General features: G+C 66.0%; 21 protein-coding genes and 1 pseudogene. 14 read left to right on the plus strand and 8 right to left on the minus strand.

Annotated elements, in window-relative coordinates:
• Window positions 1-467 precede the first annotated feature (467 nt).
• Entirely contained in the window at window positions 468-1388 is a 921-nt protein-coding gene (gene metR / locus ACQ5BL_RS00595) for a transcriptional regulator MetR (RefSeq protein ID WP_243806000.1), read from the minus strand.
• A 124-nt stretch (window positions 1389-1512) separates the two neighbouring features.
• Here metR and ACQ5BL_RS00600 point away from each other — a divergent pair.
• Window positions 1513-2580 (plus strand): annotated as a pseudogene (locus tag ACQ5BL_RS00600) (5-methyltetrahydropteroyltriglutamate--homocysteine S-methyltransferase); the annotation flags it as partial.
• 39 nt (window positions 2581-2619) lie between these two features.
• Here ACQ5BL_RS00600 and ACQ5BL_RS00605 read toward each other — a convergent pair.
• Window positions 2620-3057, minus strand: coding sequence for a hypothetical protein (locus ACQ5BL_RS00605; RefSeq protein WP_243805998.1), 438 nt, complete (start codon window positions 3055-3057; stop codon window positions 2620-2622).
• Between the two features lie 201 nt (window positions 3058-3258).
• Here ACQ5BL_RS00605 and ACQ5BL_RS00610 point away from each other — a divergent pair, with 201 nt between their 5' ends.
• Entirely contained in the window at window positions 3259-4254 is a 996-nt protein-coding gene (locus ACQ5BL_RS00610) for an alpha/beta fold hydrolase (RefSeq protein WP_243805996.1), read from the plus strand.
• A 146-nt stretch (window positions 4255-4400) separates the two neighbouring features.
• Here the strand turns inward: ACQ5BL_RS00610 and ACQ5BL_RS00615 are convergent, their stop codons facing one another.
• A complete protein-coding gene (locus tag ACQ5BL_RS00615; RefSeq protein WP_243805994.1) occupies window positions 4401-5315 on the minus strand; it encodes a LysR substrate-binding domain-containing protein in 915 nt (304 codons plus the stop codon).
• A gap of 102 nt (window positions 5316-5417) precedes the next feature.
• On the opposite strand from ACQ5BL_RS00615, the gene ACQ5BL_RS00620 reads away from it, so the two are divergent.
• The 6 genes from ACQ5BL_RS00620 to ACQ5BL_RS00645 all read left to right on the plus strand — a co-directional run bounded on the left by ACQ5BL_RS00620 (window position 5418) and on the right by ACQ5BL_RS00645 (window position 13666).
• Window positions 5418-6503 carry a tartrate dehydrogenase gene (locus ACQ5BL_RS00620; RefSeq protein ID WP_207885227.1) on the plus strand — a complete coding sequence of 362 codons (1086 nt, stop codon included), beginning with the start codon at window positions 5418-5420 and terminating at the stop codon, window positions 6501-6503.
• 231 nt (window positions 6504-6734) lie between these two features.
• A complete protein-coding gene (locus ACQ5BL_RS00625; protein WP_279577254.1) occupies window positions 6735-8354 on the plus strand; it encodes a BCCT family transporter in 1620 nt (539 codons plus the stop codon).
• A gap of 140 nt (window positions 8355-8494) precedes the next feature.
• Entirely contained in the window at window positions 8495-9616 is a 1122-nt protein-coding gene (locus tag ACQ5BL_RS00630; RefSeq protein ID WP_243805992.1) for an aromatic ring-hydroxylating oxygenase subunit alpha, read from the plus strand.
• Window positions 9617-9668: 52 nt separating this feature from the next.
• Complete coding sequence (locus tag ACQ5BL_RS00635; RefSeq protein WP_243805990.1) at window positions 9669-11117, plus strand: NAD-dependent succinate-semialdehyde dehydrogenase; 1449 nt, start codon at window positions 9669-9671, stop codon at window positions 11115-11117.
• Between the two features lie 62 nt (window positions 11118-11179).
• Window positions 11180-12139 carry a PDR/VanB family oxidoreductase gene (locus ACQ5BL_RS00640; RefSeq protein ID WP_243805988.1) on the plus strand — a complete coding sequence of 320 codons (960 nt, stop codon included), beginning with the start codon at window positions 11180-11182 and terminating at the stop codon, window positions 12137-12139.
• Window positions 12140-12580: 441 nt separating this feature from the next.
• Window positions 12581-13666, plus strand: coding sequence for a helix-turn-helix domain-containing protein (locus ACQ5BL_RS00645; protein WP_243805986.1), 1086 nt, complete (start codon window positions 12581-12583; stop codon window positions 13664-13666).
• A 6-nt stretch (window positions 13667-13672) separates the two neighbouring features.
• On the opposite strand, the gene ACQ5BL_RS00650 is transcribed toward ACQ5BL_RS00645, so the two are convergent.
• Window positions 13673-14236 (minus strand): carboxymuconolactone decarboxylase family protein, encoded by a 564-nt coding sequence (locus ACQ5BL_RS00650; RefSeq protein ID WP_243805984.1) that lies wholly within the window; start codon window positions 14234-14236, stop codon window positions 13673-13675.
• A gap of 11 nt (window positions 14237-14247) precedes the next feature.
• Window positions 14248-15576, minus strand: a complete 1329-nt coding sequence (locus tag ACQ5BL_RS00655; RefSeq protein ID WP_243805982.1) for an aspartate aminotransferase family protein — start codon at window positions 15574-15576, stop codon at window positions 14248-14250.
• 355 nt (window positions 15577-15931) lie between these two features.
• Here ACQ5BL_RS00655 and glnH point away from each other — a divergent pair, with 355 nt between their 5' ends.
• The 5 genes from glnH to ACQ5BL_RS00680 are packed head-to-tail and all read left to right on the plus strand — an operon-like array spanning window position 15932 to window position 20034.
• Window positions 15932-16675 (plus strand): glutamine ABC transporter substrate-binding protein GlnH, encoded by a 744-nt coding sequence (gene glnH, locus ACQ5BL_RS00660; protein WP_207885220.1) that lies wholly within the window; start codon window positions 15932-15934, stop codon window positions 16673-16675.
• 16 nt (window positions 16676-16691) lie between these two features.
• Window positions 16692-17348 (plus strand): glutamine ABC transporter permease GlnP, encoded by a 657-nt coding sequence (gene glnP, locus ACQ5BL_RS00665; protein ID WP_430292760.1) that lies wholly within the window; start codon window positions 16692-16694, stop codon window positions 17346-17348.
• Complete coding sequence (gene glnQ, locus ACQ5BL_RS00670) at window positions 17345-18067, plus strand: glutamine ABC transporter ATP-binding protein GlnQ (RefSeq protein ID WP_243805980.1); 723 nt, start codon at window positions 17345-17347, stop codon at window positions 18065-18067. Before glnP ends, glnQ begins: the two co-directional genes overlap by 4 nt.
• A 9-nt stretch (window positions 18068-18076) precedes the next feature.
• Window positions 18077-19135: a C45 family autoproteolytic acyltransferase/hydolase gene (locus tag ACQ5BL_RS00675; RefSeq protein WP_243805978.1), complete on the plus strand. Its 1059-nt coding sequence runs from the start codon at window positions 18077-18079 to the stop codon at window positions 19133-19135.
• The gene (locus ACQ5BL_RS00680) at window positions 19132-20034 is read left to right on the plus strand and encodes a MurR/RpiR family transcriptional regulator (RefSeq protein WP_243805976.1); all 903 of its coding nucleotides are present in this window, start codon (window positions 19132-19134) and stop codon (window positions 20032-20034) included. Before ACQ5BL_RS00675 ends, ACQ5BL_RS00680 begins: the two co-directional genes overlap by 4 nt.
• A gap of 24 nt (window positions 20035-20058) precedes the next feature.
• Here ACQ5BL_RS00680 and glpD read toward each other — a convergent pair whose 3' ends face one another.
• From glpD to glpK, 3 genes are all read right to left on the minus strand, one after another.
• Complete coding sequence (glpD, locus tag ACQ5BL_RS00685; protein WP_243805974.1) at window positions 20059-21600, minus strand: glycerol-3-phosphate dehydrogenase; 1542 nt, start codon at window positions 21598-21600, stop codon at window positions 20059-20061.
• Window positions 21601-21751: 151 nt separating this feature from the next.
• A complete protein-coding gene (locus ACQ5BL_RS00690) occupies window positions 21752-22507 on the minus strand; it encodes a DeoR/GlpR family transcriptional regulator (protein ID WP_152221201.1) in 756 nt (251 codons plus the stop codon).
• Window positions 22508-22641: 134 nt separating this feature from the next.
• The gene (gene glpK / locus ACQ5BL_RS00695; protein ID WP_243805971.1) at window positions 22642-24156 is read right to left on the minus strand and encodes a glycerol kinase GlpK; all 1515 of its coding nucleotides are present in this window, start codon (window positions 24154-24156) and stop codon (window positions 22642-22644) included.
• Window positions 24157-24328: 172 nt separating this feature from the next.
• Here glpK and ybaK point away from each other — a divergent pair, with 172 nt between their 5' ends.
• On the plus strand, window positions 24329-24799 hold the full coding sequence (gene ybaK / locus ACQ5BL_RS00700; protein WP_243805970.1) for a Cys-tRNA(Pro) deacylase: 471 nt from the start codon (window positions 24329-24331) through the stop codon (window positions 24797-24799).
• Window positions 24800-24880: the final 81 nt, after the last annotated feature.

The raw sequence follows: 24880 nt of genomic DNA on the forward strand, positions 1-24880 counted from the left end.
AACCATAACGACTATCAAGCTGTGCATCCGTTAGGTCCCGAAGCCCATCCGCGAGGATGGGCTTTTTTTCGTTCGCTATCCGGGTGCTCTTTGGTGCCTGATCTTCATCAGGTGAAGTGGGAAAGGTCTTCCATTCGGTGGGATGTGGCGTCGGCGGCTCGGGAAAATGCCGATGATGAGGTGTTTATCTCAAAACGGCCTGGGTCTTTTCTTACATGGATGTCTGGTGCTTGGAGACTGCTGTCAGCTGCTGGATCATATGTCCCGCGCCTTGTTCCTACAGGGCGTCCTAAAGATTGATCGACTAGTCAATCGTTTAGTCCTTGGCCCGCCAGCAATGGCGGGCTTTTTTTATGGCCGGTCGTGTAGGAAACCCTGGGTAGGAAGCCCAGGATAGAGCGTCTGAATGGATACCCTGGCGAGTCAGCGGATTTTCGTCAGACCACCATTTTTGTGGGATTCCGGTGTCAGCCCTTCGCCGCGCTGACGCCTTCCAGGGTGGCGAAGGAGGTGTCCTTTGCGGTCAGCAGGAAATCGCGCATGAACGGCGCGTCCAGCATGTCGGCGCGGATCGCCGCGAACAGCGTGCAGTACAACCCTTTCTCGCCCAGGCGCTTGGCGGTGACGTAGCCGCGCGAGCTGTATTCGTGCAGCGCCCAGTTGGGCAGGCAGCACACGCCACGGCCGGAGGCCACCAGCTGCATCATCATTACCGTCAGCTCCGAGGTGCGAATCTGCGCGGGTTCGACATCGGCGGGTTCGAGGAAGCGGGTGAAGATGTCCAGGCGGTCGCGCTCCACCGGATAGGTGATCAGCGTCTGGCTGGCGAGGTCGTCCGGGACGATATAGGACTTGCCCGCCAGCGCGTGGTGATTGTCCACCGCCAGCAGCGCCTCGTAGGTGAACAGCGGCACGTAGGTGATGCCGGCGAGGTCCACCGGGTCGGAAGTCACCACCAGGTCGAGGTCGCCGCGGGCCAGCGCCGGCAGCGGGGCGAAGGAGAAGCCCGAGGCGAGGTCGAGTTCCACCTCCGGCCAGGCATCGCGGAACTGGTCGATGGTCGGCATCAGCCACTGGAAGCAGCTGTGGCATTCGATGGCCATGTGCAGGCGGCCGGCGGTGCCACCGGCCAGGCGCGCCAGGTCGCGTTCGGCGCCGCGCAGTTGCGGCAGCACGCTGTCGGCCAGTTGCAGCAGGCGCAGGCCGGCGCTGGTAAAGCGCACCGGCTTGGTCTTGCGGATGAACAGCGACAGGCCCAGGCGGTCTTCCAGTTCCTTGAACTGGTGGGAGAGGGCGGACTGGGTGAGGTGCAGGCGCTCGGCGGCCTCCACGAGGCTGTCGGCCTCGCGCAGGGCGTGGAGGGTTTTCAGGTGACGGAGTTCAAGCATGATGCCGGCCTCGACCTCAATATGAGGAAAACTTGATTTCAACGCGAATGAATTGAGTTTGTCTCATGGGTGGCCGGCTGTCGACAATGCCTGCACCTGACGTATTGGTTTGGAGATTTTCGCCATGGCATTGGCCCACACCCTCGGCTTCCCCCGCATCGGTCGCGCCCCTGAACTGAAGACCGCGCTGGAAGCCTTCCGCGACGGCAAGCTGGACGAGGCCGGACTGCGCAACGTGGGACGCGAGCTGCGCGCCGCGCACTGGCAAACACAGAAGGACGCCGGCATCGACTTGCTGCCGGTGGGGGATTTCGCCTGGCACGATGCGGTGCTGACTCACTCGCTGACCTTCGGCGTGATTCCCGCACAGGGCGGCAAGCCGACGCTGCAGACCCTGTTCGCCATGGCTCAGAAGGGGAGTGCTGCACAGTGGTTCGACACTGAACACCACTACCTCGCCCCGGAATTCAGCGTCGACCAGCAGTTCGAGCTGAGCTGGGAGCAGCTGTTCGAAGAGGTGGACGAGGCGCTGGCGCTCGGGCACCCGGTCAAGCCGGTGCTGATCGGCCCGCTGACCTACCTCTGGCTGGGCACGCTCAGGGGCGGGCATGCCGGCTTCGACAAGCTCGACCTGCTGGAGCGCCTGCTGCCGGTCTATGGCCAGATTTTCCAGCGCCTGGCCGCGCAAGGCGTGGAATGGGTGCAGATCGACGAGCCGATTCTGGTGCTCGACTTGCCGCAGGCGTGGAAGAACGCCTTCGAACGCACCTACAACCTGCTCCAGCGCGAGCCGCTGAAGAAGCTGATCGCCACCTACTTCGGCGGCCTGGAAGACAACCTAGGGCTGGCCGCCAGCCTGCCGCTGGACGGCCTGCACGTCGACCTGGTGAGCGCGCCGCGGCAGTACCAGTCTGTCCTCGACCGCTTGCCGTCCTACAAGGTGCTGTCCCTGGGCCTGGTGAGTGGCGGCAACGGCTGGGACTACGATCTCCAGTCGGCGCTGGACGTGCTGCGCCATGCCCATGAGCGCTTGGGTGAGCGGCTGTGGGTGGCGTCGTCCTGTTCGTCGTTGCAGGGTTTGGAGGATGCGCCGGACGATTCCCGGGCCGCCTCCGCGCAGAAGTGCGCCGAGGTGGCCTTGTTGGCGCGGGCGATCAACCAGCCCGAGGCACCGGACGTGCTCGCCGCACTGGCCGGGATCGAGCGCCGCGCGTGCGCCTGAGGAAGTGAGTCAGAAGTAGAACATGCCTTTGGCCAGCACCACGATGGCGAGCACGTGGACGAACACGCTGTAGTGGATGCGCCGTGAGCGCTGGCCGGTCATGCGGCCAGTGCGGAAGGACAGCATGGCGAAAGCGAAATGCCCGAGCACGCTGGCGGCCAGCAGCAGCTTGAGGCTGAGCAGGGTGGCGAAGGTGGATGCCAGCGGATCGGCCAGCAGCGGCAGGTAGAGCAGGAACAACATGCCCAGGCCGCAGCCGAATAGGACGAGAATCGCCCACGGCATCAGGCGCCGGGCACGCCGCCCGACGGCGGCTTCCACTGCGCGCATGGCCCGTGCCGGCACGTGCTGGCGGACGCCCTCCAGGATCAGCACTTCGAAGAACACCGTGCCGACGAACAGGATCGCGGCCAGCAGGTGCAGGGTGAGCAGGAGCGGGTAGGCCATGGCGGCGGATTCCGGAGAGTGGGAGCGCTATCTTCGCCAGTGGCCCAGGGCTCGCCCATGATCCGCGTCATGCCCGTGTTGATGACAGCCGCATGACCGCTCAGCGCCTTTCATCAAACTGTCACGGACCTGTGGCAGAGCGAATGACGGAAATTCATCAGAATCCCGCTCCACTGGGGTTTTGCGTTCCGGATTTTCATGATGCGTACTTTGCTGCTGGCGGTCGCCCTATTGTGCGGACTGCCCTCTCTTTCTTTTGCCGGCGATCGTTGCGATGCCAGGGTGCCGACCGAGATGGTCGACCTGGGCGACGTGCGCCTGGCCTACCAGAGCATCGGCCGTCCGCAGGACCCGGCGCTGCTGCTGATCATGGGGCTGGGCGGCCAGCTGATCCACTGGCCCGACGAAGTAGTCGAGGCGCTCTGCCAGCAGGGTTTTCGGGTGATCCGCTATGACAACCGCGACGTCGGCTTGTCCGCCTGGCGCATTCCCACGCCCACCGGCAACCTGACCTACGAAGTGATCCGCTACCGCCTGGGCCTGCCGGTGAGCGCGCCCTACAGCCTGACCGACATGGCGGGGGATTCGCTGCGCCTGCTCGACGCCCTGCACATCCAGCGCGCCCACGTGCTGGGGGCGAGCATGGGCGGGATGATCGCCCAGCATGTCGCCGATATTGCCCCGGACCGGGTGATCAGCCTGACCCTGGTGATGACCAGCTCCGGCGCCGAGGGGCTGCCGGCGCCCAACGAATCGCTGCTGCGTCTGCTCGCCCGGCGCGAGGCGGCGAGCCGCGAGCAGGCCATCGAGCAGCAGGCCGACCTGCTGGCCGCGCTCGGCAGTCCCGAAGTGCGTGACGATCGCCAGCAACTGCTGGAACAGGCGGCCCGCTCCTACGACCGCGCCTTCAATCCCGAGGGCGTGCAGCGACAGTTGCTGGCGATTCTCGCCGAGCCGAGCCGGGTGGAATTGCTCAACCGGCTGGACGTGCCAACCCTGGTGGTCCACGGCACTGCCGATCCGCTGCTGCCGGTGATGCACGGCGTGCATGTGGCAGCGCATATCCGGGGCTCGGAGCTGAAGCTGATCCCCGGCATGGCGCATCGCTTCCAGGAAGACTTCAAGGAACCGCTGCTCGGGGCGGTGCTGCCGTATCTGCGGGCACACCAGGGCAGTGGACACGTGGCGCAGCTATAGCGCCGCATGGCTCTTGGTAGGAGCGAGCTTGCTCGCGAACCTGATTATCCGGCGAGTTCTGGCGTCAGGCGGTTCGCGAGCAAGCTCGCTCCTACGAAAAGAGGGTTCTGCGCAACGGGTTTCCAGCGGCGTAGGGCCTATGAGCGTTAGGTCTCCGGCAAGCTGTAGCGCTCGGCGAAGTATTGGCGGAGAAACTCCACCGCCACCCGTACCTTGGCTGAACTGGCCAGCGGCGCGGTGTACACCGCCCAGATATCCGCCGGCTGCTGGTACTCCGGCAGCACCCGCACCAGTCGCCCGTCGGCCAGGCTGTCGTGCACGTCCCACCAGGAGCGCAGCAGGATGCCGCGTCCGTCGAGGCACCACTGGTGCACCACCTCGCCGTGGTTGGACGACAACGGCCCCGTCACCTTCACGTTCTCTTCGCCGCCGGGCCCCTGCAGGTGCCAGATACCGAAGGGGTGGTCGCGCTCCTTGATCACCAGGCAGTCGTGCCCGGCCAGATCCGCCAGGGTGCGCGGCGTGCCGCGCCGTTCCAGGTACGCGGGGGCGGCGCAGAGCACCCGGCGGTTGCGCGCCAGCGGCTTGGCGATCAGGTGCGGGTCGATCTCGTTGCCCACCCGCACATCGAGGTCGAAGCCTTCGTCGATCAGGTCCACCAGGTGGTCCTGCACATCCAGGCGGATATCCAGCTGCGGATGGCGCACCGCCAGTTCCGACAGGGCAGGGGCGACAAAGCGCCGGCCCAGCCCGAGGCTGCTGGCGATGCGCAGCTGGCCGCTGGGCTCGCGGTGCAGGGCGGAGACGTCGTCGCCCATGCGCTGTACCGCATCGAGGATGCGCAGCGCCCACTGGTAGACACGCTCGCCGTCCTCGCTCACCGACACCCGACGAGTGGTGCGGTGCAGCAGGCGCACGCCCAGGTCCTCCTCCAGCAGGCGGATGCGCTTGCTGACGAAGGCGGTGGACATGCCCAGCTCGGCGGCGGCGCTGGCGAAGCTGGAACGGCGGGCGACCTGGATGAAGACCCGCAGGTCTTCGAGGTTGGGTAGATTGTTCACGATTCGTGATTCAAGAATCCACAGAAGTGGTGATTATGTTTGATTTTGCGGCTTATAGCATGAGGGGCACTATTCCCCCATCCCATCTGCAAGGGTGCCCTCATGAGCAAGACATACAGAATCGCTGCCATTCCCGGTGACGGTATCGGCCACGAAGTCCTTCCCGAGGGCCTGCGCGTGGTTCAGGCGGCGGCGCGCAAGCACGGCCTGAATCTGGAGATCGAACACTTCGAGTGGGCCAGCTGCGACTACTACCTCGAACACGGCAAGATGATGCCGGATGACTGGTTCGAGCAGCTGCAGCAGTTCGACGCCCTGTACTTCGGCGCCGTCGGCTGGCCGGACAAGGTGCCCGACCACATCTCCCTGTGGGGCTCGCTGCTCAAGTTCCGCCGCGAGTTCGACCAGTACGTGAACATCCGCCCGGTGCGCCTGTTCCCCGGCGTGCCGTGCCCGCTGGCCAACAAGAAGCCCGGCGACATCGACTTCGTGGTGATCCGCGAGAACACCGAGGGCGAGTACTCGTCCCTGGGCGGCCGCATGTTCGAAGGCACCGAGAACGAATTCGTGCTGCAGGAATCGGTGTTCACCCGCCGTGGCGTCGACCGCATCCTCAAGTACGCCTTCGACGTAGCCCAGACCCGCGAGCGCAAGCACGTCACCTCGGCGACCAAGTCCAACGGCATGGCCGTGAGCATGCCCTACTGGGACGAGCGCACCGCCGCGATGGCCGCCAACTACCCGGAGATCAGCTGGGACAAGCAGCACATCGACATCCTCTGCGCACGCTTCGTGCTGCAGCCGGAGCGCTTCGACGTGGTGGTGGCTTCCAATCTGTTCGGCGACATCCTCTCCGACCTCGGCCCGGCTTGCGCCGGCACCATCGGTATCGCGCCGTCGGCCAACCTCAACCCCGAGCGCAAGTTCCCCTCGCTGTTCGAGCCGGTCCACGGTTCGGCGCCGGACATCTTCGGCAAGAACATCGCCAATCCGATCGCCATGATCTGGTCCGGCGCGCTGATGCTGGAATTCCTCGGCCAGGACGACGCGCGCTACCGCGCCGCCCACGACGACATCCTCAGCGCCATCGAGCAGGTCATCGCCAACGGCCAGGTCACCCGCGACATGGGCGGTCAGCTGTCGACCCAGGCGGTCGGCCAGGCGATTGCCGAAATCGTCGCCGGCTAAGCCCGGTCGCCTCGCGGTGACGCCCGTCCTGGATAGGGCGTGGCGTCACCGCGAGGCGATGGACAGCTCTTGCGTTACGCGACAAACCACCGCACACTGTTAACCAATAGATTTGTGTTAACCAATGGTTGATTGATAGGAGAAACATCAACCTGACCTAGCGCTGCACTTCATGTCCCGCCTGCCTGCGACGGATGTGAAGCATAAAAAAATCGTCCCAGGAGACGCCTGATGTCCCACAAGAATAAAAAGGTCGATGTATTCCTGATCACCATGAGCCTGGTTGCCGTCCTGCTCACCGTGATCGGCCTGGCTGCCTTCCCGGCGGAGGCGGAACACGCGGCCAATCAGCTGTTCGAGTTCTCCACCCGTTCCTTCGGTACCGCGGTCCAACTGCTGATCTTCGGCAGTTCGCTGGTGGTGCTGTACATCGCCTTCAGCAAGTACGGAAACATCCGTCTGGGCAGCGGCAAGCCGGAATACTCCACCGCCACCTGGGTATTCATGTTCATCTGCGCCGGCATGGGCTCCTCGACCCTCTACTGGGGCGTGATGGAATGGGCCTACTACTACCAGTCGCCCGGCCTGAACATCGTTCCGCAATCCCGTGAAGCCCTGGAATACAGCGTCAGCTACTCCTTCTTCCACTGGGGCATCAGCGCCTGGTCGATCTACGCCCTGGCCTCGCTGGCCATGGCCTATCACTTCCATGTGCGCAAGAAGAGCGGCCTTAACCTGGCTTCCATCGTCGAAGCCGTCACCGGCTTCAAGGCCACCGGCCCCGTCGGCCGCCTGGTCGACCTGGTGTTCCTGCTGACCATGATGGGCGCGCTCACCGTATCCCTGGCGCTCACCGCCTCGACCCTGACCCGTGGCCTGTCCGGTCTGGTCGGCACCCCGGACACCTTCACCGTGCAGGTCATGGTGATCGGCATGATCGCCGTGCTGTTCTCCCTGAGTTCCTACATCGGCATCGACGGCGGTCTGCAGAAGCTGAGCAAGATCGTCTGCTACGGCGCCCTGGTGTTCGCCGCGGTGGTGCTGCTGGTCGGCCCGACCCAGTTCACCATCAACAACACCGCCAACGGCATCGGCCTGATGATCCAGAACTACGTGCACATGAGCCTGTTCACCGACCCGGCGGGCGACGGCGCGTTCACCCGCAACTGGACCGTCTTCTACTGGCTCTGGTGGGTGTCCTACGCACCAGGCGTGGCGATGTTCGTGACCCGCGTATCCCGTGGCCGGCAGATCAAGGAAGTGGTGTTCGCCCTGCTGATGGGCGGTAGCTTCGGCTGCTGGTTCTTCTTCGGCGCGCTGGAAAGCTACAGCATGCACCAGTTCATCACCGGCGCCATCGACGTACCGAAGATCCTCACCGAGCACGGTGGCGAGAGCGCGGTGGAAGCGCTGCTGATCGGCCTGCCGTGGGGCAAGGTGTTCCTCGCCGTGTACCTGTTCATCATGGCCGTGTTCTGCGCCTCGCACATGGACGCCGCCGCCTACGCCGTGGCTGCCACCAGCACCCGCAACCTGGAGGAAGGCGACGACCCGACTCCGACGCACCGCCTGTTCTGGGCCGTCACCCTGACCCTGGTGCCGCTGGCCATGCTGTTCGCCAAGGCCTCGCTGTCGACCATGAAGACCGCCGTGGTGCTCACCGCGATCCCGTTCACCCTGATCCTGCTGGTGAAGGTCTACGGCTTCCTCAAGTGGATGCTGGAGGACTATTCCAAGGTGCCGGCCTACCGCATCGAGGAAGAGGCCGCCGCCATGGCCGACGAGGCGCTGCCGGAAAGCGCCGGGCCCGCACCGATGCGCAAGCCGCTGGCCGAAGCGCTGGCCCAGTAACTCCTGCGTGGCGCCGTCCGCCTATGGGCGGCGCCACCCGCAGGCTTTTTTTTGCCTGTTTTGTTAACCAATAGGTTGCAGTTAACCAATAAGTAAACCGACCGCCTCGCCGCGAGTCGATGAAGCCTGGAGATAGCAAGATGACCGATTTCGAACGCCTGCCCGCCGATTTCTGCAACAACCCGAACCACGCCTACACCATCCCGGCGAAGTTCTACACCAGCGATGCCGTCTTCGAGCACGAGAAGGAAAAGATCTTCGCCCACAGCTGGATCTGCATGGGTCACCGCAGCGAAGTGGCGCAGAAGAATGCCTACATCGTCCGTGAAGTGATCGGCGAGAGCATCATCGTCGTCCGTGGCCGCGACGACGTGCTGCGCGCCTTCTACAACGTCTGCCCGCACCGTGGCCACCAGTTGCTGGAAGGCACCGGCGGCATCGCCAAGAACGTCATCGCCTGCCCGTACCACGCCTGGACCTTCAAGCTCGACGGCGAGCTGACCCACGTGCGCAACTGCGACCAGGTGGAAGCCTTCGACAAGGGCGACTACAGCCTGGTGCCGGTGAAGGTCGAAGAGTACGCAGGCTTCATCTTCATCAACATGGACCTCAATGCCGGCAGCGTCGAAGAGCAGCTGCCGGGCCTGGAAGCGCGCATGCGCCAGGCCTGCGGCGTGATCGACGACCTGCACCTGGCTGCCCGTTTCGTCAGCAACACCCCGGCCAACTGGAAGTCCATCGTCGACAACTACATGGAGTGCTACCACTGCGGCCCCGCCCACCCGAGCTTCGCCGACTCCGTGGACGTCGGCCAGTACACCCACACCCTGCACGGCAACTGGTCGCTGCAGTACGGCATCGCCAAGTCCTCCGAGCAGTCGTTCAAGGTCGACGAGGGCGTTTCCGATCCGTCCTTCGCCGGCTTCTGGGCCTGGCCGTGCACCATGTTCAACGTGCCGCCGGGCGCCAACTTCATGACCGTGATCTACGAGTTCCCGGTCGACGCCGAAACCACCCTGCAGCACTACGACATCTACTTCCTCAACAAGGACATCACCGAAGAGCAGCAGAAGCTGATCGACTGGTACCGCGAAGTCTTCCGTCCGGAAGACCTGCGCCTGGTCGAGAGCGTGCAGAAGGGCCTGAAGTCCCGCGGCTACCGCGGCCAGGGCCGGATCATGGTGGACAAGGAGCGCTCCGGCATCAGCGAGCACGGCATCGCCCACTTCCACAACCTGATCGCCGTCGCCCACCTCGACTGATCCAGCTCGCCGCCGGCCCCTGCGGCCGGCGGCCTCTCGCGGAGTACCTTGCGTGAAACTCAACGATTCCAACCTGTTCCGCCAGCAAGCCTACCTAGACGGGCGCTGGTGCGACGCCGACGACGGCCGCAGCCTGGACGTGCATGACCCGGCTACCGGCGAGCGCCTGGGCAGCGTGCCGCTGATGGGCGGCGCCGAAGCCGTGCGCGCCATCGAAGCCGCCAACGCCGCGCTGGAAGGCTGGCGGGCGAAGACCGCCAAGGAGCGCGCGCAGATCCTGCGCCGCTGGTTCGAGCTGCTGCTCGAACACGAAGAAGACCTGGCTCGCCTGATGACCTTCGAGCAGGGCAAGCCGCTGCACGAAGCCCTCGGCGAAATCCGCTACGCCGCCTCCTTCATCGAGTGGTTCGCCGAAGAAGGCAAACGCATCTACGGCGACGTGATTCCCAGCCCGGCGGCGGACAAGCGCCTGCTGGTGATCAAGCAGGGCATCGGCGTCTGCGCGGCCATCACCCCGTGGAACTTCCCGGCGGCGATGATCACCCGCAAGGCCGCGCCGGCGCTGGCCGCTGGCTGCACCATGGTGATCAAGCCGGCCAACGAAACCCCGTTCTCCGCGCTGGCGCTGGTGGAACTGGCCGAACGCGCCGGCATCCCGGCGGGCGTGCTCAGCGTGGTCACCGGCGATGCGCCGGCCATCGGTGCCCAGCTCACCGGCCACCCGCTGGTGCGCAAGCTCAGCTTCACCGGCTCCACCCCGGTCGGCCGCCTGCTCATGGGGCAGTGCGCCGAGACCATCAAGAAAGTCTCCCTGGAGCTGGGCGGCAACGCGCCGTTCATCGTCTTCGAGGACGCCGACATCGAGGCGGCAGTAGAGGGCGCGCTGATCGCCAAGTATCGCAATGCGGGGCAGACCTGCGTGTGCGTCAACCGCTTCTACGTGCATGACGCGGTGTACGAGCGCTTCTCCGCACGCTTCGTCGAGCGCGTGCGCGAACTGGCGGTCGGCCACGGCGCCGAGCCGGGTACCCAGATCGGTCCGCTGATCACCGACAAGGCCGTGGCCAAGGTGCAGAGCCTGGTCGACGACGCCACCGCCAAGGGCGCCGAGCTGGTGCTGGGCGGCAAGCCCCACGCACGCGGCGGCAACTTCTTCGAGCCCACCGTGCTCGGCGGCATCCGCCCCGGCATGGACCTGCTGCAGGACGAGATCTTCGGCCCGGTGGCGGCGCTGGTGCGCTTCTCCTCCGACGCCGAAGTGATCGAGCTGGCCAACGACACCCTCTATGGCCTGGCCGCGTACTTCTACAGCCGCGACCTGGCCCGCGTGTTCAGGGTCGCCGAGCGCCTGGAATACGGCATGGTCGGGGTCAACACCGGGCTGATCTCCAACGAGGTCGCTCCGTTCGGTGGGGTGAAGCAGTCCGGCCTGGGGCGCGAAGGCTCCAAGTACGGCATCGAGGACTACCTGGAAATCAAATACCTCTGCCTGGCGGTGTGAGCCGGGCCGAGGAATAGCCGGGGCGGCGAGGCCGCCGCCCCGTGTGGCAATTGAGGTGAATGATGGCCAACACATACGAGATGTTCAGCGTGCGGGTGACCGCGGTGGAACAGGCGACCCCGCAGATCAAGCGCTTCACCCTGGCGCGCGCCGATGGCCAGCCGATGCCGGCCTTCACCGGCGGCAGCCACGTGATCGTGAAAATGACCGACGGCCTGAGCAACGCCTACTCGCTGATGAGCGACCCGCGCGATCTGAGCCACTACCAGATCGGCGTGCGCCTGGAAGAACAATCCAAGGGCGGCTCGGCCTTCATGCACCAGCAGGTGGAAGTCGGCAGCGAGCTGACCATCTCCACCCCGAACAACCTGTTCGGCCTGGACCCCAAGGCCGGACGCCATGTGCTGATCGCCGGCGGCATCGGCATCACCCCGTTCCTCTCCCAGTTGCACGAGCTGGAAGGCGGCGCGGTGCCCTACGAGCTGCACTATGCCTTCCGCAGCCCGGAGCACGGCGCCTTCCAGGGCGAGCTGGCCGACGGTCCGCACGCCGACAGCGTGCGCTTCTACATCGACAGCCTGGAGCGCCGCCTGGACCTGGCCGGACTGTTCGCCTCCCTGGCCGACGACGCCCACGTCTACGTCTGCGGTCCCAAGCCGCTGATCGACGCAGTGATCGAGGGTGCGAAAAAGGCGGGCATCGCCGAGTCCCGCGTGCACTTCGAACAGTTCGCCGCGGCTCCGGCCAGCGGGGGTGCCTTCACCCTGGTGCTGGGCCGTTCCGGCCGCGAGCTGCGGGTGGAAGAGGGCATGAGCATCATCCAGGCCATCGAGAACGTGAAGGCCGCCAAGGTGGAATGCCTGTGCCGCGAAGGCGTGTGCGGTACCTGCGAAACGGCCATCCTCGAAGGTGAGGTCGAGCACTTCGACCAGTACCTCTCCGACGACGAAAAGGCCTCGCAGCAGACCATGATGCTGTGCGTCTCGCGGGCGCGTGGCGAGCGCCTGGTGATCGATCTCTGACCTGCGCGTGGGGTGTGCAACCGTTCGCGGTTGTACGCCGACACACTGCGGCACGCGATGCTTTCGTAGGAGCGGAGCTTCTCCGCGAAATCCCGGCGAAGCCGGGACAGCTGTTGTGGCCGGCCTTACGGCTGGATCGCGGATAAGATCCGCTCCTACAGGGCCCCCTCACCCTAACCCTCTCCCGGATGGAGAGGGGACTGTTCGGAGCAGGTGAGGGCCGCAGTGTCAGCCGGCACGGACTGCTCCCTCTCCCTGAGGGAGAGGGCTGGGGTGAGGGGGAAGCCCAGGCACGGGGTCGAGAAAGAGCGCCTCGCTTCTGCGCACCTGAACGCAACCTGGCTGCGCCCCACCCATTCGCAACCACCACGCCTCTGTTATCCATCAGTTTACAGCTGTGTATACTGCGGTCCTCGACGACCTTCAGGGACCACGCCTTCCATGCAGGAAAACAGCTTCGCCTTCCGTCTCAAGGAACTGCTCGAACTCCACAAGCTGACCCTGCAGGCAGTGGGCACGGCCCTGGGCATCTCGCGCACCGCGGTGCACAAGTGGACCAAGGGTGGCGAGATCGACTACGACAACCTGCGCAAGCTGGCAGACTTCCTCAAGGTCAACTGGATCTGGCTGCGCTACGGCGAGGAGGCGCTGCGCGACGTGCAGCAGGCCGAGCCGATCGAACTGCCAATGACCGACCTGCGCCGCCGCTACACCGCCGAGATCATGGAAAGCGAGGCGCGCATGAAGCTGGCCCAGGAAGGGGCGCGCATCGTCACCTGGGAATGGAACCTGATCACCGACGAAGTGACCTACTCGCCCAACGTCGAGGCGGTCTATGGCTGGCCGGTCACCTCCAACAAGGATTTCTGGCGCCACCTGCCGCCGGAGGACGTCGCCGCCATGCAGGCCATGTACGACCGCGGCATCGCCGAGGGCGGCACCTGCGAGTGCGACTTCCGCATCTTCCAGCCCGATGGCTCGCAGCGCTGGATCGCCTCCCGCGCCACCGTGGTGCAGGACGCCGCGGGGCGGCCGGTGAAGATGGTCGGCATCAGCATGGACAACACCGCGCGGATGATCACCGAGGAAGCGCTGCGCAACAGCGAGGAACGCTTCCGCGCGATCTTCGAACTGACCTGGGGCGCGCTGGCCTACATCGGCCTGGACGGCGGCTGGCAGCGGGTCAACGGCAGCCTCTGCGAACTGCTCGGCTACAGCCCGCTGGAGCTGTACTCCATGACCTTCCAGGAGCTCACCCACCCGGACGACCTGGGCAAGAACCTCGAACTGCTGCGCCAGTTGCTGGCCGGCCGCTTCGACCGCTACGTGGTGGAAAAGCGCGTGCGTCGCCATGACGGCAGCTATCTCTGGGTGCGCGTGCGCACCTCGCTGCAGCGCCGCCGCCAGGACGGCATGCCCGACCACCTGATCAGCGTGTTCGAAGACATCAGTGCCGAGCGCGCCGAGCGCGACCGCCTGCAGGCGCGCATCGCGGAACTGGAAGCCAGGCTGGCAGAGCGCGCCTGACGCGTCTCAGGGCTCGTCGAACGGCAGTGGTGTCTCGGTGCCGCGCCGTACGGCGAAGGCATTGAGCGTCATGGCGACCAGCGCGTAGTAGCCGAAAATCCCCACCAGCTCCACCAGCCCGGCCTCGCCGAAACAGGCCCTGGCCTCCTCGTACAGCGCCGGGTCGATGCGCCGGGTCTCGTACAATGAACGGCCCAGGCGATAGACCAGGCGCTCGTCGTCCCGCTCGAAAACTGGCGTCCGGTGACCGCGCAGGGCCTCGATCACCCCGTCGCTGATCCCCGCCTGGCGCGCGATGGGTTCGTGGATCTGCCATTCCGCCTGGGATTGCCACCAGGCGGCGGTGACCAGTATCGCCAGCTCGCTCAGGCGCAGCTCCAGGCGCGTGCCGTAGCGGCAGAAGGCGCCGAGCTTCTGCGCGTTGTCGGCCAGCCCCGGGCTGTGCACCCAGGCCAGGAACGGGCCGTCGAGGTTGCCGCGCGGGCCGCTGAGGATGTCCTGCAGCACGCGACGCTGTTCATCGTCCATGTTGGCGTCGGTGAGCGGGGTGAGGCGCGAATCGATCTGCATGCTGGAAATCCTCAGAGGCTGCCGATGGCTTTGACGATGGCGCGCTGCAGTTTTTCGACCAGTTCGTCCAGTTGCGCTTCCTCGAGGATGAAGGGCGGGGCCAGGAGGATATGGTCACCGCTGCGGCCATCCAGGGTGCCGCCCATGGGGTAGCACATCAAACCCTCCTGCATGGCGGCCTTCTTGATCCGCGCGTGCAGTTTCGCCTCGGCGGGGAAGGGGGCTTTGCTGGCGCGGTCGGCCACCAGCTCCAGGCCCTGGAACAACCCACGACCACGGATATCGCCGATGTTCGGATGCTCGCCCAGCGCGCCGCGCAGGCGTTGCTGCAGCTTCTCGCCGAGATCGCGTACGCGCGGCAGGAGGTCGCGTTGTTCAATGGTCTTCTGCACCGCCAGGGCGGCCGCGCAGGCCGTGGCGTGGCCGATGTAGGTGTGGCCGTGCTGGAAGAAGCCCGAGCCCTGGGCGATGGCGTCGTGGATACGCTGGCTGACCAGGGTCGCGCCGATGGGCTGGTAGCCGGCGCCCAGGCCCTTGGCAATGGTGATGAGGTCGGCGCTGATACCTTCCTGTTCGGCGGCGAACAGTGTGCCGGTGCGGCCCATCCCGCACATCACTTCATCGAGGATCAGCAGCACGCCGTAGCGGTCGCAGATTTCCCGCACGCGCTTGAAGTAGCCCGGCACGGCGGTCACCGCGCCGAGGGTGGCGCCCACCACCGGTTCGGCGACGAAGGCCATGACCTTGTCCGCGCCCAGGTTGAGGATTTCCGCTTCCAGCTCCCGGGCCAGGCGTTCGCCGTAGGCTTCCGGTGTTTCGCCCTCGGCCTGGCCGCGATAGGCGTAGCAGGGGCTGACGTGGCTGACGTCGATCAGCAGCGGCTGGAACTGCTGGCGCCGCCAGGCGTTACCGCCGGTGGCCAGGGCGCCGAGGGTGTTGCCGTGGTAGCTCTGGCGCCGTGCGATCAGGTGCGTGCGCTGCGGCTGGCCGATCTCCACGAAGTACTGGCGGGCCAGTTTGAGCGCCGCTTCCACCGCTTCCGAACCACCGGAGACGAAGTACACCGAGCGCATCCCGGCTGGGGCGCGGGCGATCAGGAAGTCGGCCAGCTCTTCCATCGGCTGGCTGGTGAAGAAGGAGGTGTGGGCATAGGCCAGGGTGCCGATCTGCCGGCGCACCGCCTCGATCACCTCGGCATCGCTGTGCCCCAGGCAGGACACCGCCGCGCCACCGCTGGCGTCGAGGTAGCGGCGGCCCTCGCTGTCGATCAGGTAGGCGCCATCGCCGCGAACGGCCGTGGGGTAGGACTGGGTGAGGCTGCGGTGCAGGACGTGGCTCATGGTGACCTCCAGGGCGTTTGCGCAAATATTAAATGCATTTTTGCGCTTGGCAAATTTTTCTTGCGCACCTGGAAGGTGGGGTTGGCTCGCTGGGGCCCGCTGTTTCAGCGTTAATCCGCATGAAATGGGCAGTTGAAGTCGTTTCGGCGGATTTGCACGTCAGCGAAAAATGCTTGCAATGATTTTATTTGCATGTTTATTTTGCACGAAAGCACTCAAGTGCATGCAGCCCCGAATCTGGGTTAGCCGCTTAAAACAATAAAGTCCGGGCCCTGGCCCGTTGCATCGAACTGCCGCTAATGCGCGCCGGCCTCAGGGCTGGCGCATCCCGCCGTCCCGCAAGAGGAAGTCCTGCATGAAAAAGCTGCTTCAAGCCTCGTTCGCCGCGCTGTCCCTGCTCGCCGCCACTCATTCGATGGCCGCCGACAAGGAACTGCTGATCGCCACCGACACCGCCTTCGTTCCCTTCGAGTTCAAGCAGGGCGACAAGTACGTCGGCTTCGACATTGACCTCTGGGAAGCCATCGCCAAGGAAATGGGCGTGACCTACCAGCTCAAGCCGATGGACTTCAACGGCATCATCCCCGCGCTGCAGACCCGCAACGTCGACGCCGCCCTGGCCGGCATCACCATCAAGGAAGACCGCAAGCAGGTCATCGATTTCTCCGACGGCTACTACGACAGTGGCTTCCTGCTGATGGTCAAGGCCGACAACGACAGCATCAAGAGTTCCGCCGACATCGCCGGCAAGAGCCTGGCGGTGAAGAGCGGCACCTCGGCGGCGGACTACGCCAAGGCCAATCTGAAGGCCGGCGACCTGCGCCAGTTCCCCAACGTCGACAACGCCTACCTGGAGCTGCGCACCGGCCGCGTCGATGCCGCCATGCACGACACCCCCAATGTCCTCTACTACATCAAGACCGCCGGCGACGGCCAGGTGAAGGCCGTGGGCGAGCAGATGATGGCCCAGCAGTACGGCATCGGTTTCCCCAAGGGCAGCGAACTGCGTGAGCCGGTGAACGCTGCACTGAAGAAGCTGCGCGAGAACGGCACCTACGCGCAGATCTACCGCAAGTGGTTCGGCACCGACCCGAAATAAGACGAGGTAGGCATCCATGCATTTCCAATGGTCCGCCATCTGGGACGCGTTGCCGGTGCTGCTCGAGGGCGCCCGGCTGACCCTGTGGATATCCATCCTCGGCCTGATCGGCGGCGCGGTGATCGGCCTGGTGGCCGGTGTCGGCCGCGCCTACGGCGGCTTCATCGGCAGCCGCCTGGCGCTGCTGTTCGTCGAGCTGATCCGTGGCACGCCGATCATGGTCCAGGTGATGTTCATCTACTTCTCCCTGCCGCTGATGATCCCGGTGCGCATCGATCCGTTCAGCGCGGCGGTGGTCACCATCATGATCAACTCCGGGGCCTACATCGCCGAGATCACCCGCGGCGCGCTGCTCTCGGTGAACAAGGGCTTCCGCGAGGCGGGGCTGGCGCTGGGACTGTCCGGGCGCGACACGCTGCGCTACGTGATCGCGCCGCTGGCCTTCCGCCGGATGATTCCGGCGCTGGGCAACCAGTGGATCGTCAGCATCAAGGACACCTCGCTGTTCATCGTCATCGGCGTCGCCGAACTGACCCGCCAGGGCCAGGAGGTGATCGCCGGCAACTTCCGCGCGATGGAAATCTGGTCGGCGGTGGCGGTGATCTACCTGATCATCACCCTGGTATTGAGCTACGTGCTGCGGCGCATGGAATCGAGGCTGAAGATCCTATGATCGAGTTCAAGCAGGTCTCCAAGCATTTCGGCCAGACCGAAGTGCTCCACGACATCAACCTGAAGATCGGCAACGGCGAAGTGGTGGTCATCATCGGTCCGTCCGGGTCCGGCAAGTCCACCTTGCTGCGCTGCATCAACAAGCTGGAAGTGATTACCGGCGGCGAGCTGTTCGTCGATGGCATGGAAGTCAACGATCCGAAGGTGGACGAACGCCTGATCCGCCAGGAGGCGGGGATGGTGTTCCAGCAGTTCCACCTGTTCCCGCAGATGACCGCGCTGGAAAACGTCGCCTTCGGCCCGGTCCGCGTGCGCGGGGCGAAGAAGGCCGACGCCGAGGCGCTGGCGCGCACGCTGCTGGCCAAGGTCGGCCTGTCGGAGCGCGCCGGGCATTACCCGTCGGAGCTCTCCGGCGGCCAGCAGCAGCGCGTGGCCATTGCCCGCGCCCTGGCGGTAAAGCCCAAGCTGATGCTGTTCGACGAGCCCACCTCGGCGCTCGACCCGGAGCTGCGCCACGAGGTGCTGCAGGTGATGAAGGACCTGGCGGAGGAGGGCATGACCATGGTCATCGTCACCCACGAGATCGACTTCGCCCGCAAGGTCGCCTCGCGGCTGATCTTCATCGACAAGGGGCGGATCACCGAGGACGGCGACCCCGCCAGCCTGATCGGCAATCCCACCAGCCCGCGCCTGCGCGAGTTCCTGCAACATGTCGCCTGAGGTGCGCCGATGATCCTTCAACCCCTGAACCTGGGCGGCAGCCCCTACGACATCGGCCTGGGCCTGGGCCGCTTCGGCCGCGACGCGGTGCACCAGCGCCTGCGCCCGCTGCCCTTGTGGCAGAGCCTGGCGGCCCTGGCCGGCTCCGCTGCAGCCAAGGCCATGCAGGCGCAGGTCGAGGCGAACTTCCCCCGCATCTGGGAGGAAATCCGTGGTCTGGCCGACGGCCTGGAATTGCCGGTCGAGGAAGTCTTCCTGTGGAACTGCCGGGGCGATTTCGTCCGGCCGCAAAGCGTGGATGGCTGCACCACGGTGTTCGGTCCGACCGCCGACGGCTGGCTGATCGCCCACAACGAGGACGGCCTGCCGTCCCTCGATGGCGCCTGTGGCTTGCTGCAGGCAACGCCCGAGCAGGGCATGGCCTTCACCAGCTTCGTCTATCCGGGCTCCATACCCGGCCACACTTTCGCGGTGAATGCCGCCGGGTTGGTCAGCACGGTGAACAATATCCGCCCGAGCAGCATCCCGACTGGCCTGCCGCGTCAGGTGCTGGCCCGTGCGGTGCTGGATTGCGCCAGCCTGGACGAGGCCGTCGAAGTGTTGTCCCGCGCAGGTCGCGCCGGAGCCTTCCACCATGCCCTCGGGCAGGTCGGCTCAGGTCATCTGCTGAGCGTCGAAGCCTGTTCATCCGGCGTCGTGGTGCGCAAGGTCAGGCGCCCCAGCGGGCACTCCAACCATCTGCTGGATGCCGGCCTGGGCGCCTTCGGCCAGCGCATCACCGGCAGCTCCGGCAGTCGCCAGCGACGCGTCGATGTGTTGCTCGGCGATGTCGGCGGGACGCTCGACGAGGCGCGTGCGCTGTCGATCCTGCGCGACGGAGCCGATGCCGAGCTGCCGATCTACCGTCGCGCGGCGGACGATCCGGACGAGGAAAATACCCTGGCCACGGCCGTATTTCGCATCGGGGCGAACTCGGTAGAATGGCGCGTCTACTGCCAGCCGGACGTCCAGCACGTCGAGGCCGCCGGCAGTATCCGCCCTTCATCCGCCAACGGACCTGCCCGATGACCCAAGCGCCCGCCGCATTGCCCGATAACCTGGGAGCCCTCAAGCAGCTGCTGGAGGCTATCGAGCGAGGCGAGACGGATATCTCCCTGGGCGGCAGCTCGCGGCGGGTGCTGGCGGCACTGATCGAGGCGCCGCAGCGCACCGCGGTGTCCTCCATCAGCGAACTGGCCGAACAGCTCGGGGTGAATGCCTCGACGCTGTCGCGCCTGGCCCAGCGCCTGGGCTACGGCGGCTTCAGCAAGTTCCAGGACGTGTTCCGTCGCGAGCTGACCGAAGGCAAGAGCTTCTACAGCGACCAGGCCTCGCGCCTGCTGCTGACTCCGTCCGACACCACGCTGTCGCGCCTGACCCGCCTGGGCCGGCAGGAAAGCACCAACATCGCCGGGATGATCGAGCAGGTCGAGCCGGAAGTCTTCGCCCGCGTGGTGGAGCTGCTCGCCAGCGCCCGCCGCGTGCGCATCCACGGCATGCGCCAGTTCACTTCGCTGGCGCTGTTCATGTCCTATGGCCTGGGCATGTTGCGCCAGGACGTGGCCGCGCTGGACGCCAGCCGCCAGGGCGTGGCCGATGCCCTGGCGCAACTGGATGCCGGCGACGTGCTGGTGGTCGCCAGTTGCTTCCCCTATACGCCCAGTGTGCTGGCCACGGCGGAAGTCGCCGCGCGCCATGGCATCGAAGTGGTGGCCCTGACCGATTCGTCCAGCTCACCGTTGGCGAAGGTGGCGCGCCATAGTTTCTACGTGCCGAACCACAGCCTGTTCTACAGCAACAGCATGTGCGCCTTCATGCTGCTGGCGCAGGGCCTGTTGAGCGAGGTGGCGGGGCGATTGGGCGAAAGCGCACTGGAGTCGTTGCGCCAGCGCGAGGAACTGATCAGCGAGCTCAACGCCTCGCTTTGATGCCGTGCCGCCTCCGGGCGGTATTCAGGCCACCTGCGTGCTCGGTTCCAGCGGGCTTTCGCTGTGCAGGAACTGCTCCAGCCGCTCCTGCTGCCGGGCCGTGAGGAACAGGCCGAGCTTGGTGCGCCGCCAGAGGATGTCGTCGGCGTCGCGCGCCCACTCTTCGCGACACAGGTATTCCACTTCGCGGGCGTAGAGCCCGCCGCCCAGGTGTTCGCCCAGTTCGCTGAGGTTGGCGGCGCCGTCCAGCAGTTTCCACACGCGGCTGCCGTAGGTGCTGGCCCAGCGCCGGGCGAGGGCCGGATCGAGTTGGCGCAGGTGTTCCATCAACTGCACGGCGAGGTCCTCGACGCTGACCATCGCTTCGCCGCCGGGCAGCGGGGCGCTGGCGGTCCAGCGCGGGCCCATGACGCCGGCGAAGTGGGGCGCCAGTTGTTCCAGAGCAGCCTCTGCGAGCTTGCGGTAGGTGGTCAGCTTGCCGCCGAACACCGAGAGCAGCGGGGCTTCGCCGGGCGTGTTGTCCAGTGCCAGGGTGTAGTCGCGGGTGACGGCGGAGGGATCGTCGGACTCGTCGTCGCACAGCGGGCGTACCCCGGAGAAGCTGCGCAGGATGTCCTCGCGGCCGAGCTGGCGCTTGAAGTGGGCGTTGACCACGTTCAGCAGGTAATCGGTTTCTTCCTCGCTGATGCGGATCTGCGCCGGGTCGCCCTGGTATTCGCGGTCGGTGGTGCCGATCAGGGTGAAGCGCTGCAGGTAGGGAATGGCGAAGACGATGCGGCGGTCTTCGTTCTGCAGGATGTAGGCATGCTCGCCCTCGTACAGGCGCGGCACGATCAGATGGCTGCCCTGGATCAGGCGGATGCCGTAGGGCGGCTTCTGGCGCAGTTCCTCGCGCAGGAAGCGGTCGACCCAGGGGCCGGCGGCGTTGACCAGGCAACGGGCGCGGACCGAATAGAGGCTGCCGTCCTTGCGTTCCAGGTGCAGGTGCCACAGGCCCTTGCTGCGCCGTGCGCTGACGCAGCGGGTGCGCGGGTGGATGTGCGCGCCGTGCTCGCGGGCGCTCATGGCGTTGAGTACCACCAGGCGGGCGTCGTCGACGGCACAGTCGGAATACTCGAAACCGCGGGTGATCTCGGCTTTCAACGGGCTTTCCGGGCCAAAGCGCAGGCCGCGCGAGCCCGGCAGCTTCTCGCGCTTGCCGAGGTGGTCGTAGAGGAACAGGCCGGCGCGGATCATCCAGGCCGGACGCAGGTGCGGGCGGTGGGGCAGGACGAAGCGCAGCGGGTGGACGATGTGCGGCGCCTTGGCCAGCAGCACTTCGCGCTCGGCCAGGGCTTCGCGCACCAGGCGGAATTCGTGATGTTCGAGGTAGCGCAGGCCGCCGTGGATCAGCTTGCTGCTGGCGGAGGAGGTGTGACTGGCCAGGTCATGCTGTTCGCAAAGGAACACCGAAAGGCCGCGCCCGGCGGCGTCCGCCGCGATCCCCACGCCATTGATGCCGCCGCCGACGACAGCCAGGTCATAGACTTCGGCCAGGGGCGCATGGCGCGAGCGGGTTGGGTTCATGGGGCCGCCTCGGGAGTGGAAGTGAAAGCGTTTATGTTCGTTTTCGAAAATATCTTAGTTCGATGAACGAAACATGACCACCCCGAGGCGCGAAATCGCGCAAGCGTTCGTCAGATTTTCGAAATTGAAACTGTCGACTGGGGGCGCCGGCTCAGACCAGTTCGAGCTGGACCTTGTGCTGCGCCAGCAGGCGCGCCACGGCGGCGGGCGGCGGGCTGTCGGTGAACACGCGGTTGACCAGGGCGATCGGGCCCAGGCGCACCATGGCGTTGCGCCCGAATTTGCTGGAGTCGGCGGCGAGGAACACCTGCCGGGCGTTGTCGATGATGGCGCGGGAGACGCGCACTTCCTGGTAGTCGAAGTCCAGCAGGCTGCCGTCTTCGTCGATGCCACTGATGCCGACCACCGCGAAGTCGACGCGGAACTGCTCGATGAAGTCCACCGCCGCCTGGCCGACCACGCCGCCGTCGCTGCGCACGGTGCCCCCGGCGACCAGCACTTCGAAGTCGTCCTTGCCGGCGAGGATGCTGGCCACGTGCAGGTTGTTGGTGATGATCTTCAGGTGGCTGTGGCCGAGCAGGGCGCGGGCGATGGCCTCGGTGGTGGTGCCGATGTTGATGAACAGCGAGGCGTTGTCCGGAATGTGCGCGGCGATCGCTTCGGCGATACGTTGCTTCTCGTCGCGCATCTGGTCGGCACGGGTGTTGTAGGCGGTGTTCTCGACGCTCGAATCCCAGGCCGCGCCGCCGTGGTAGCGGCGCAGCAGGCTCTGTTCGGCAAGCTGGTTGATGTCGCGGCGAATGGTCTGCGGGGTCACGGCGAACTGCTGGGCGAGTTCCTCGATGCTCAGGTAGCCGCGTTCGCGGACCAGGTCGAGGATGCTTTGCTGTCGGGGTGGCAGGTTCATGCGCGGTGCTCGTGTGGACGGGCCGAAGGGGCAAGGATGCCGGAGTGGGGCGGCACTGTCATGTGCGGCAGACCCTGTAGGAGCGGGCCATGCCCGCGATCGCGCGCATGGCGCGCTCCTACAGGTTGGCGCGGTCAGTCATCGGCTGCCCAGCCACGGGTGCGCTCCACCGCCTTCTTCCACCCCGCATACAGCCGCGCTCGCTCCGCCTCGTCACACGCCGGCTGGAACACCCGCTCGATCACGGCTTTGTTCTTCAGCTCCGCAAGGCTCCCCCAGAAACCGCAGGCCAGCCCCGCCAGCAAGGCGGCGCCGAGGGCGGTGGTCTCGCGCATCTGCGGGCGCTCCACCGGGGTGCCGAGGATGTCGGCCTGGAACTGCATGAGGAAGTTGTTGGCCACCGCGCCGCCGTCTACGCGCAGGGCGCGCAGCGGCTCTCCGGCGTCCTGCTGCATGGCGTCGAGTACGTCGCGGGTCTGGTAGGCGATGGATTCCAGGGTGGCGCGGATCAGGTGGTCGGCCTTCACTCCACGGGTGAGGCCGAACAGCGCGCCGCGGGCGTACGGGTCCCAGTAGGGCGCGCCGAGGCCGGTGAAGGCGGGGACCAGGTAGACGCCGTTGCTGTCCTTCACCTTGGTGGCGAAGTACTCGGAATCGCGGGCATCGCCGATCACCTTCAGCTCGTCGCGCAGCCACTGCACGGTGGAACCGCCGTTGAACACCGCGCCCTCCAGCGCATAGGCCACTTCGCCGCGCGGGCCGCAGGCGATGGTGGTGAGCAGGCCATGGGTGGACTTCACCGCCTTGGCGCCGGTGTTCATCAGCAGGAAGCAGCCGGTGCCGTAGGTGTTCTTCGCCTGGCCCGGCTCCACGCACATCTGGCCGAACAGCGCGGCCTGCTGGTCGCCGGCGATCCCGGCGATCGGTGTGCGGTGCACGCCGAGGCCGCCGACCTTGGCATGGCCGTAGATTTCGGAAGATGCACGCACCTGCGGCAGCATGGCGCGCGGCACGTCCAGCGCGGCGAGCAGGCGCTCGTCCCAGTCGCGCTTGTGGATATCGAACATCAGGGTGCGCGAGGCGTTGGTGTAGTCGGTGACATGCACCTCGCCCTCGGTGAGCTTCCAGATCAGCCAGCTGTCCACGGTGCCGAACAGCAGCTCGCCACGCTGTGCACGCTCGCGCGCGCCGTCGACGTTGTCGAGGATCCACTTGAGCTTGGTGCCGGAGAAATACGGGTCGATGACCAGCCCGGTGGTGTCGCGGATGTGCTGTTCCAGGCCGTCGCGCTTGAGCTGCTCGCAGATCGCCGCGCTGCGCCGGCACTGCCAGACGATGGCGTTGTGGATCGGCCGGCCGGTGGCCTTGTCCCACACCAGGGTGGTCTCGCGCTGGTTGGTGATTCCGATGGCGGCCACCTCGGCGACGCCGATGCCGGCCTGGGCCAGGGCTTCCACCAGGGTCGAACTCTGGGTCGCCCAGATCTCCATGGGGTCGTGCTCGACCCAGCCAGGCTGCGGGTAGATCTGCGCGAACTCGCGCTGGGCCACGCTGACCACGTTGGCGTCATGGTCGAAGATGATGGCGCGCGAACTGGTGGTGCCCTGGTCGAGGGCAACGATGTATTTCTTGTTCGTAAGGTTCGTCATGGCGGCGGCCTTGTGCGGATTCCGTTCGGCAGTCCCGGCGGCAGGGCCGGGAGGGGAATGGCGGTGAACATACGGGATTCATCCCCGTCGGTGAAGCGAACATCGTGCAGTGCGCCACACCTTGGCTTACTGTTATGCGCTGGAAAGCCGCCTGCGAGAACCCCGCACGACCATGACTCCCGCCATCGACCTGCTGAAGAAGAATCGCGCCGAACACCAGGTGCTGAGCTACGAGCACGACCCCAAGGCGCCGTCCTACGGACTGGAAGCCGCCGAGAAGCTCAACCTCGACCCGGCGCGGGTGTTCAAGACCCTATTGGCCGCCAGCGAGAAGGGCGAGCTGCTGGTGGCGGTGGTGCCGGTGGCCGGCACCCTGGACCTCAAGGCGCTGGCCCATGCCGCCGGGGTGAAGAAGGCCGACATGGCCGACCCGAACGCCGCCCAGCGCGCCACCGGCTACCTGGTCGGCGGCATCAGCCCGCTGGGGCAGAAGAAGCGCCTGCGCACCTTCATCGACGAATCGGCCCAGGGCTTCCCGACCATCCATGTCAGCGCCGGCCGCCGTGGACTGGAAGTGGAATTGAGCGCCGAGACCCTGGCCGGGCTTACCTCTGCGAAGTTCGCGCCCATCGGTCGAAGCTGAACGGTCAGGGGCTTAACGGTCAAAGCAAGGGACTGTCTGGTCCGTTCTGTACGGTTCGCCGTTCGCCGGCTTCTGTCATGC

This window comes from Pseudomonas sp. B1-22 (genome assembly GCF_050474425.1).
GTDB lineage: Bacteria > Pseudomonadota > Gammaproteobacteria > Pseudomonadales > Pseudomonadaceae > Pseudomonas.

Bases quoted from the DNA above. Each gene is read 5' to 3' on its own strand.
- metR (WP_243806000.1), bottom strand. From the start codon at position 1,388: ATGCTTGAACTCCGTCACCTGAAAACCCTCCACGCCCTGCGCGAGGCC.
- ACQ5BL_RS00605 (WP_243805998.1), bottom strand. From the start codon at position 3,057: ATGGCCTACCCGCTCCTGCTCACCCTGCACCTGCTGGCCGCGATCCTG.
- ACQ5BL_RS00610 (WP_243805996.1), top strand. From the start codon at position 3,259: ATGCGTACTTTGCTGCTGGCGGTCGCCCTATTGTGCGGACTGCCCTCT.
- ACQ5BL_RS00620 (WP_207885227.1), top strand. From the start codon at position 5,418: ATGAGCAAGACATACAGAATCGCTGCCATTCCCGGTGACGGTATCGGC.
- ACQ5BL_RS00625 (WP_279577254.1), top strand. From the start codon at position 6,735: ATGTCCCACAAGAATAAAAAGGTCGATGTATTCCTGATCACCATGAGC.
- ACQ5BL_RS00630 (WP_243805992.1), top strand. From the start codon at position 8,495: ATGACCGATTTCGAACGCCTGCCCGCCGATTTCTGCAACAACCCGAAC.
- ACQ5BL_RS00640 (WP_243805988.1), top strand. From the start codon at position 11,180: ATGGCCAACACATACGAGATGTTCAGCGTGCGGGTGACCGCGGTGGAA.
- ACQ5BL_RS00645 (WP_243805986.1), top strand. From the start codon at position 12,581: ATGCAGGAAAACAGCTTCGCCTTCCGTCTCAAGGAACTGCTCGAACTC.
- ACQ5BL_RS00650 (WP_243805984.1), bottom strand. From the start codon at position 14,236: ATGCAGATCGATTCGCGCCTCACCCCGCTCACCGACGCCAACATGGAC.
- ACQ5BL_RS00655 (WP_243805982.1), bottom strand. From the start codon at position 15,576: ATGAGCCACGTCCTGCACCGCAGCCTCACCCAGTCCTACCCCACGGCC.
- glnH (WP_207885220.1), top strand. From the start codon at position 15,932: ATGAAAAAGCTGCTTCAAGCCTCGTTCGCCGCGCTGTCCCTGCTCGCC.
- glnP (WP_430292760.1), top strand. From the start codon at position 16,692: ATGCATTTCCAATGGTCCGCCATCTGGGACGCGTTGCCGGTGCTGCTC.
- glnQ (WP_243805980.1), top strand. From the start codon at position 17,345: ATGATCGAGTTCAAGCAGGTCTCCAAGCATTTCGGCCAGACCGAAGTG.
- ACQ5BL_RS00675 (WP_243805978.1), top strand. From the start codon at position 18,077: ATGATCCTTCAACCCCTGAACCTGGGCGGCAGCCCCTACGACATCGGC.
- ACQ5BL_RS00680 (WP_243805976.1), top strand. From the start codon at position 19,132: ATGACCCAAGCGCCCGCCGCATTGCCCGATAACCTGGGAGCCCTCAAG.
- glpD (WP_243805974.1), bottom strand. From the start codon at position 21,600: ATGAACCCAACCCGCTCGCGCCATGCGCCCCTGGCCGAAGTCTATGAC.
- ACQ5BL_RS00690 (WP_152221201.1), bottom strand. From the start codon at position 22,507: ATGAACCTGCCACCCCGACAGCAAAGCATCCTCGACCTGGTCCGCGAA.
- glpK (WP_243805971.1), bottom strand. From the start codon at position 24,156: ATGACGAACCTTACGAACAAGAAATACATCGTTGCCCTCGACCAGGGC.
- ybaK (WP_243805970.1), top strand. From the start codon at position 24,329: ATGACTCCCGCCATCGACCTGCTGAAGAAGAATCGCGCCGAACACCAG.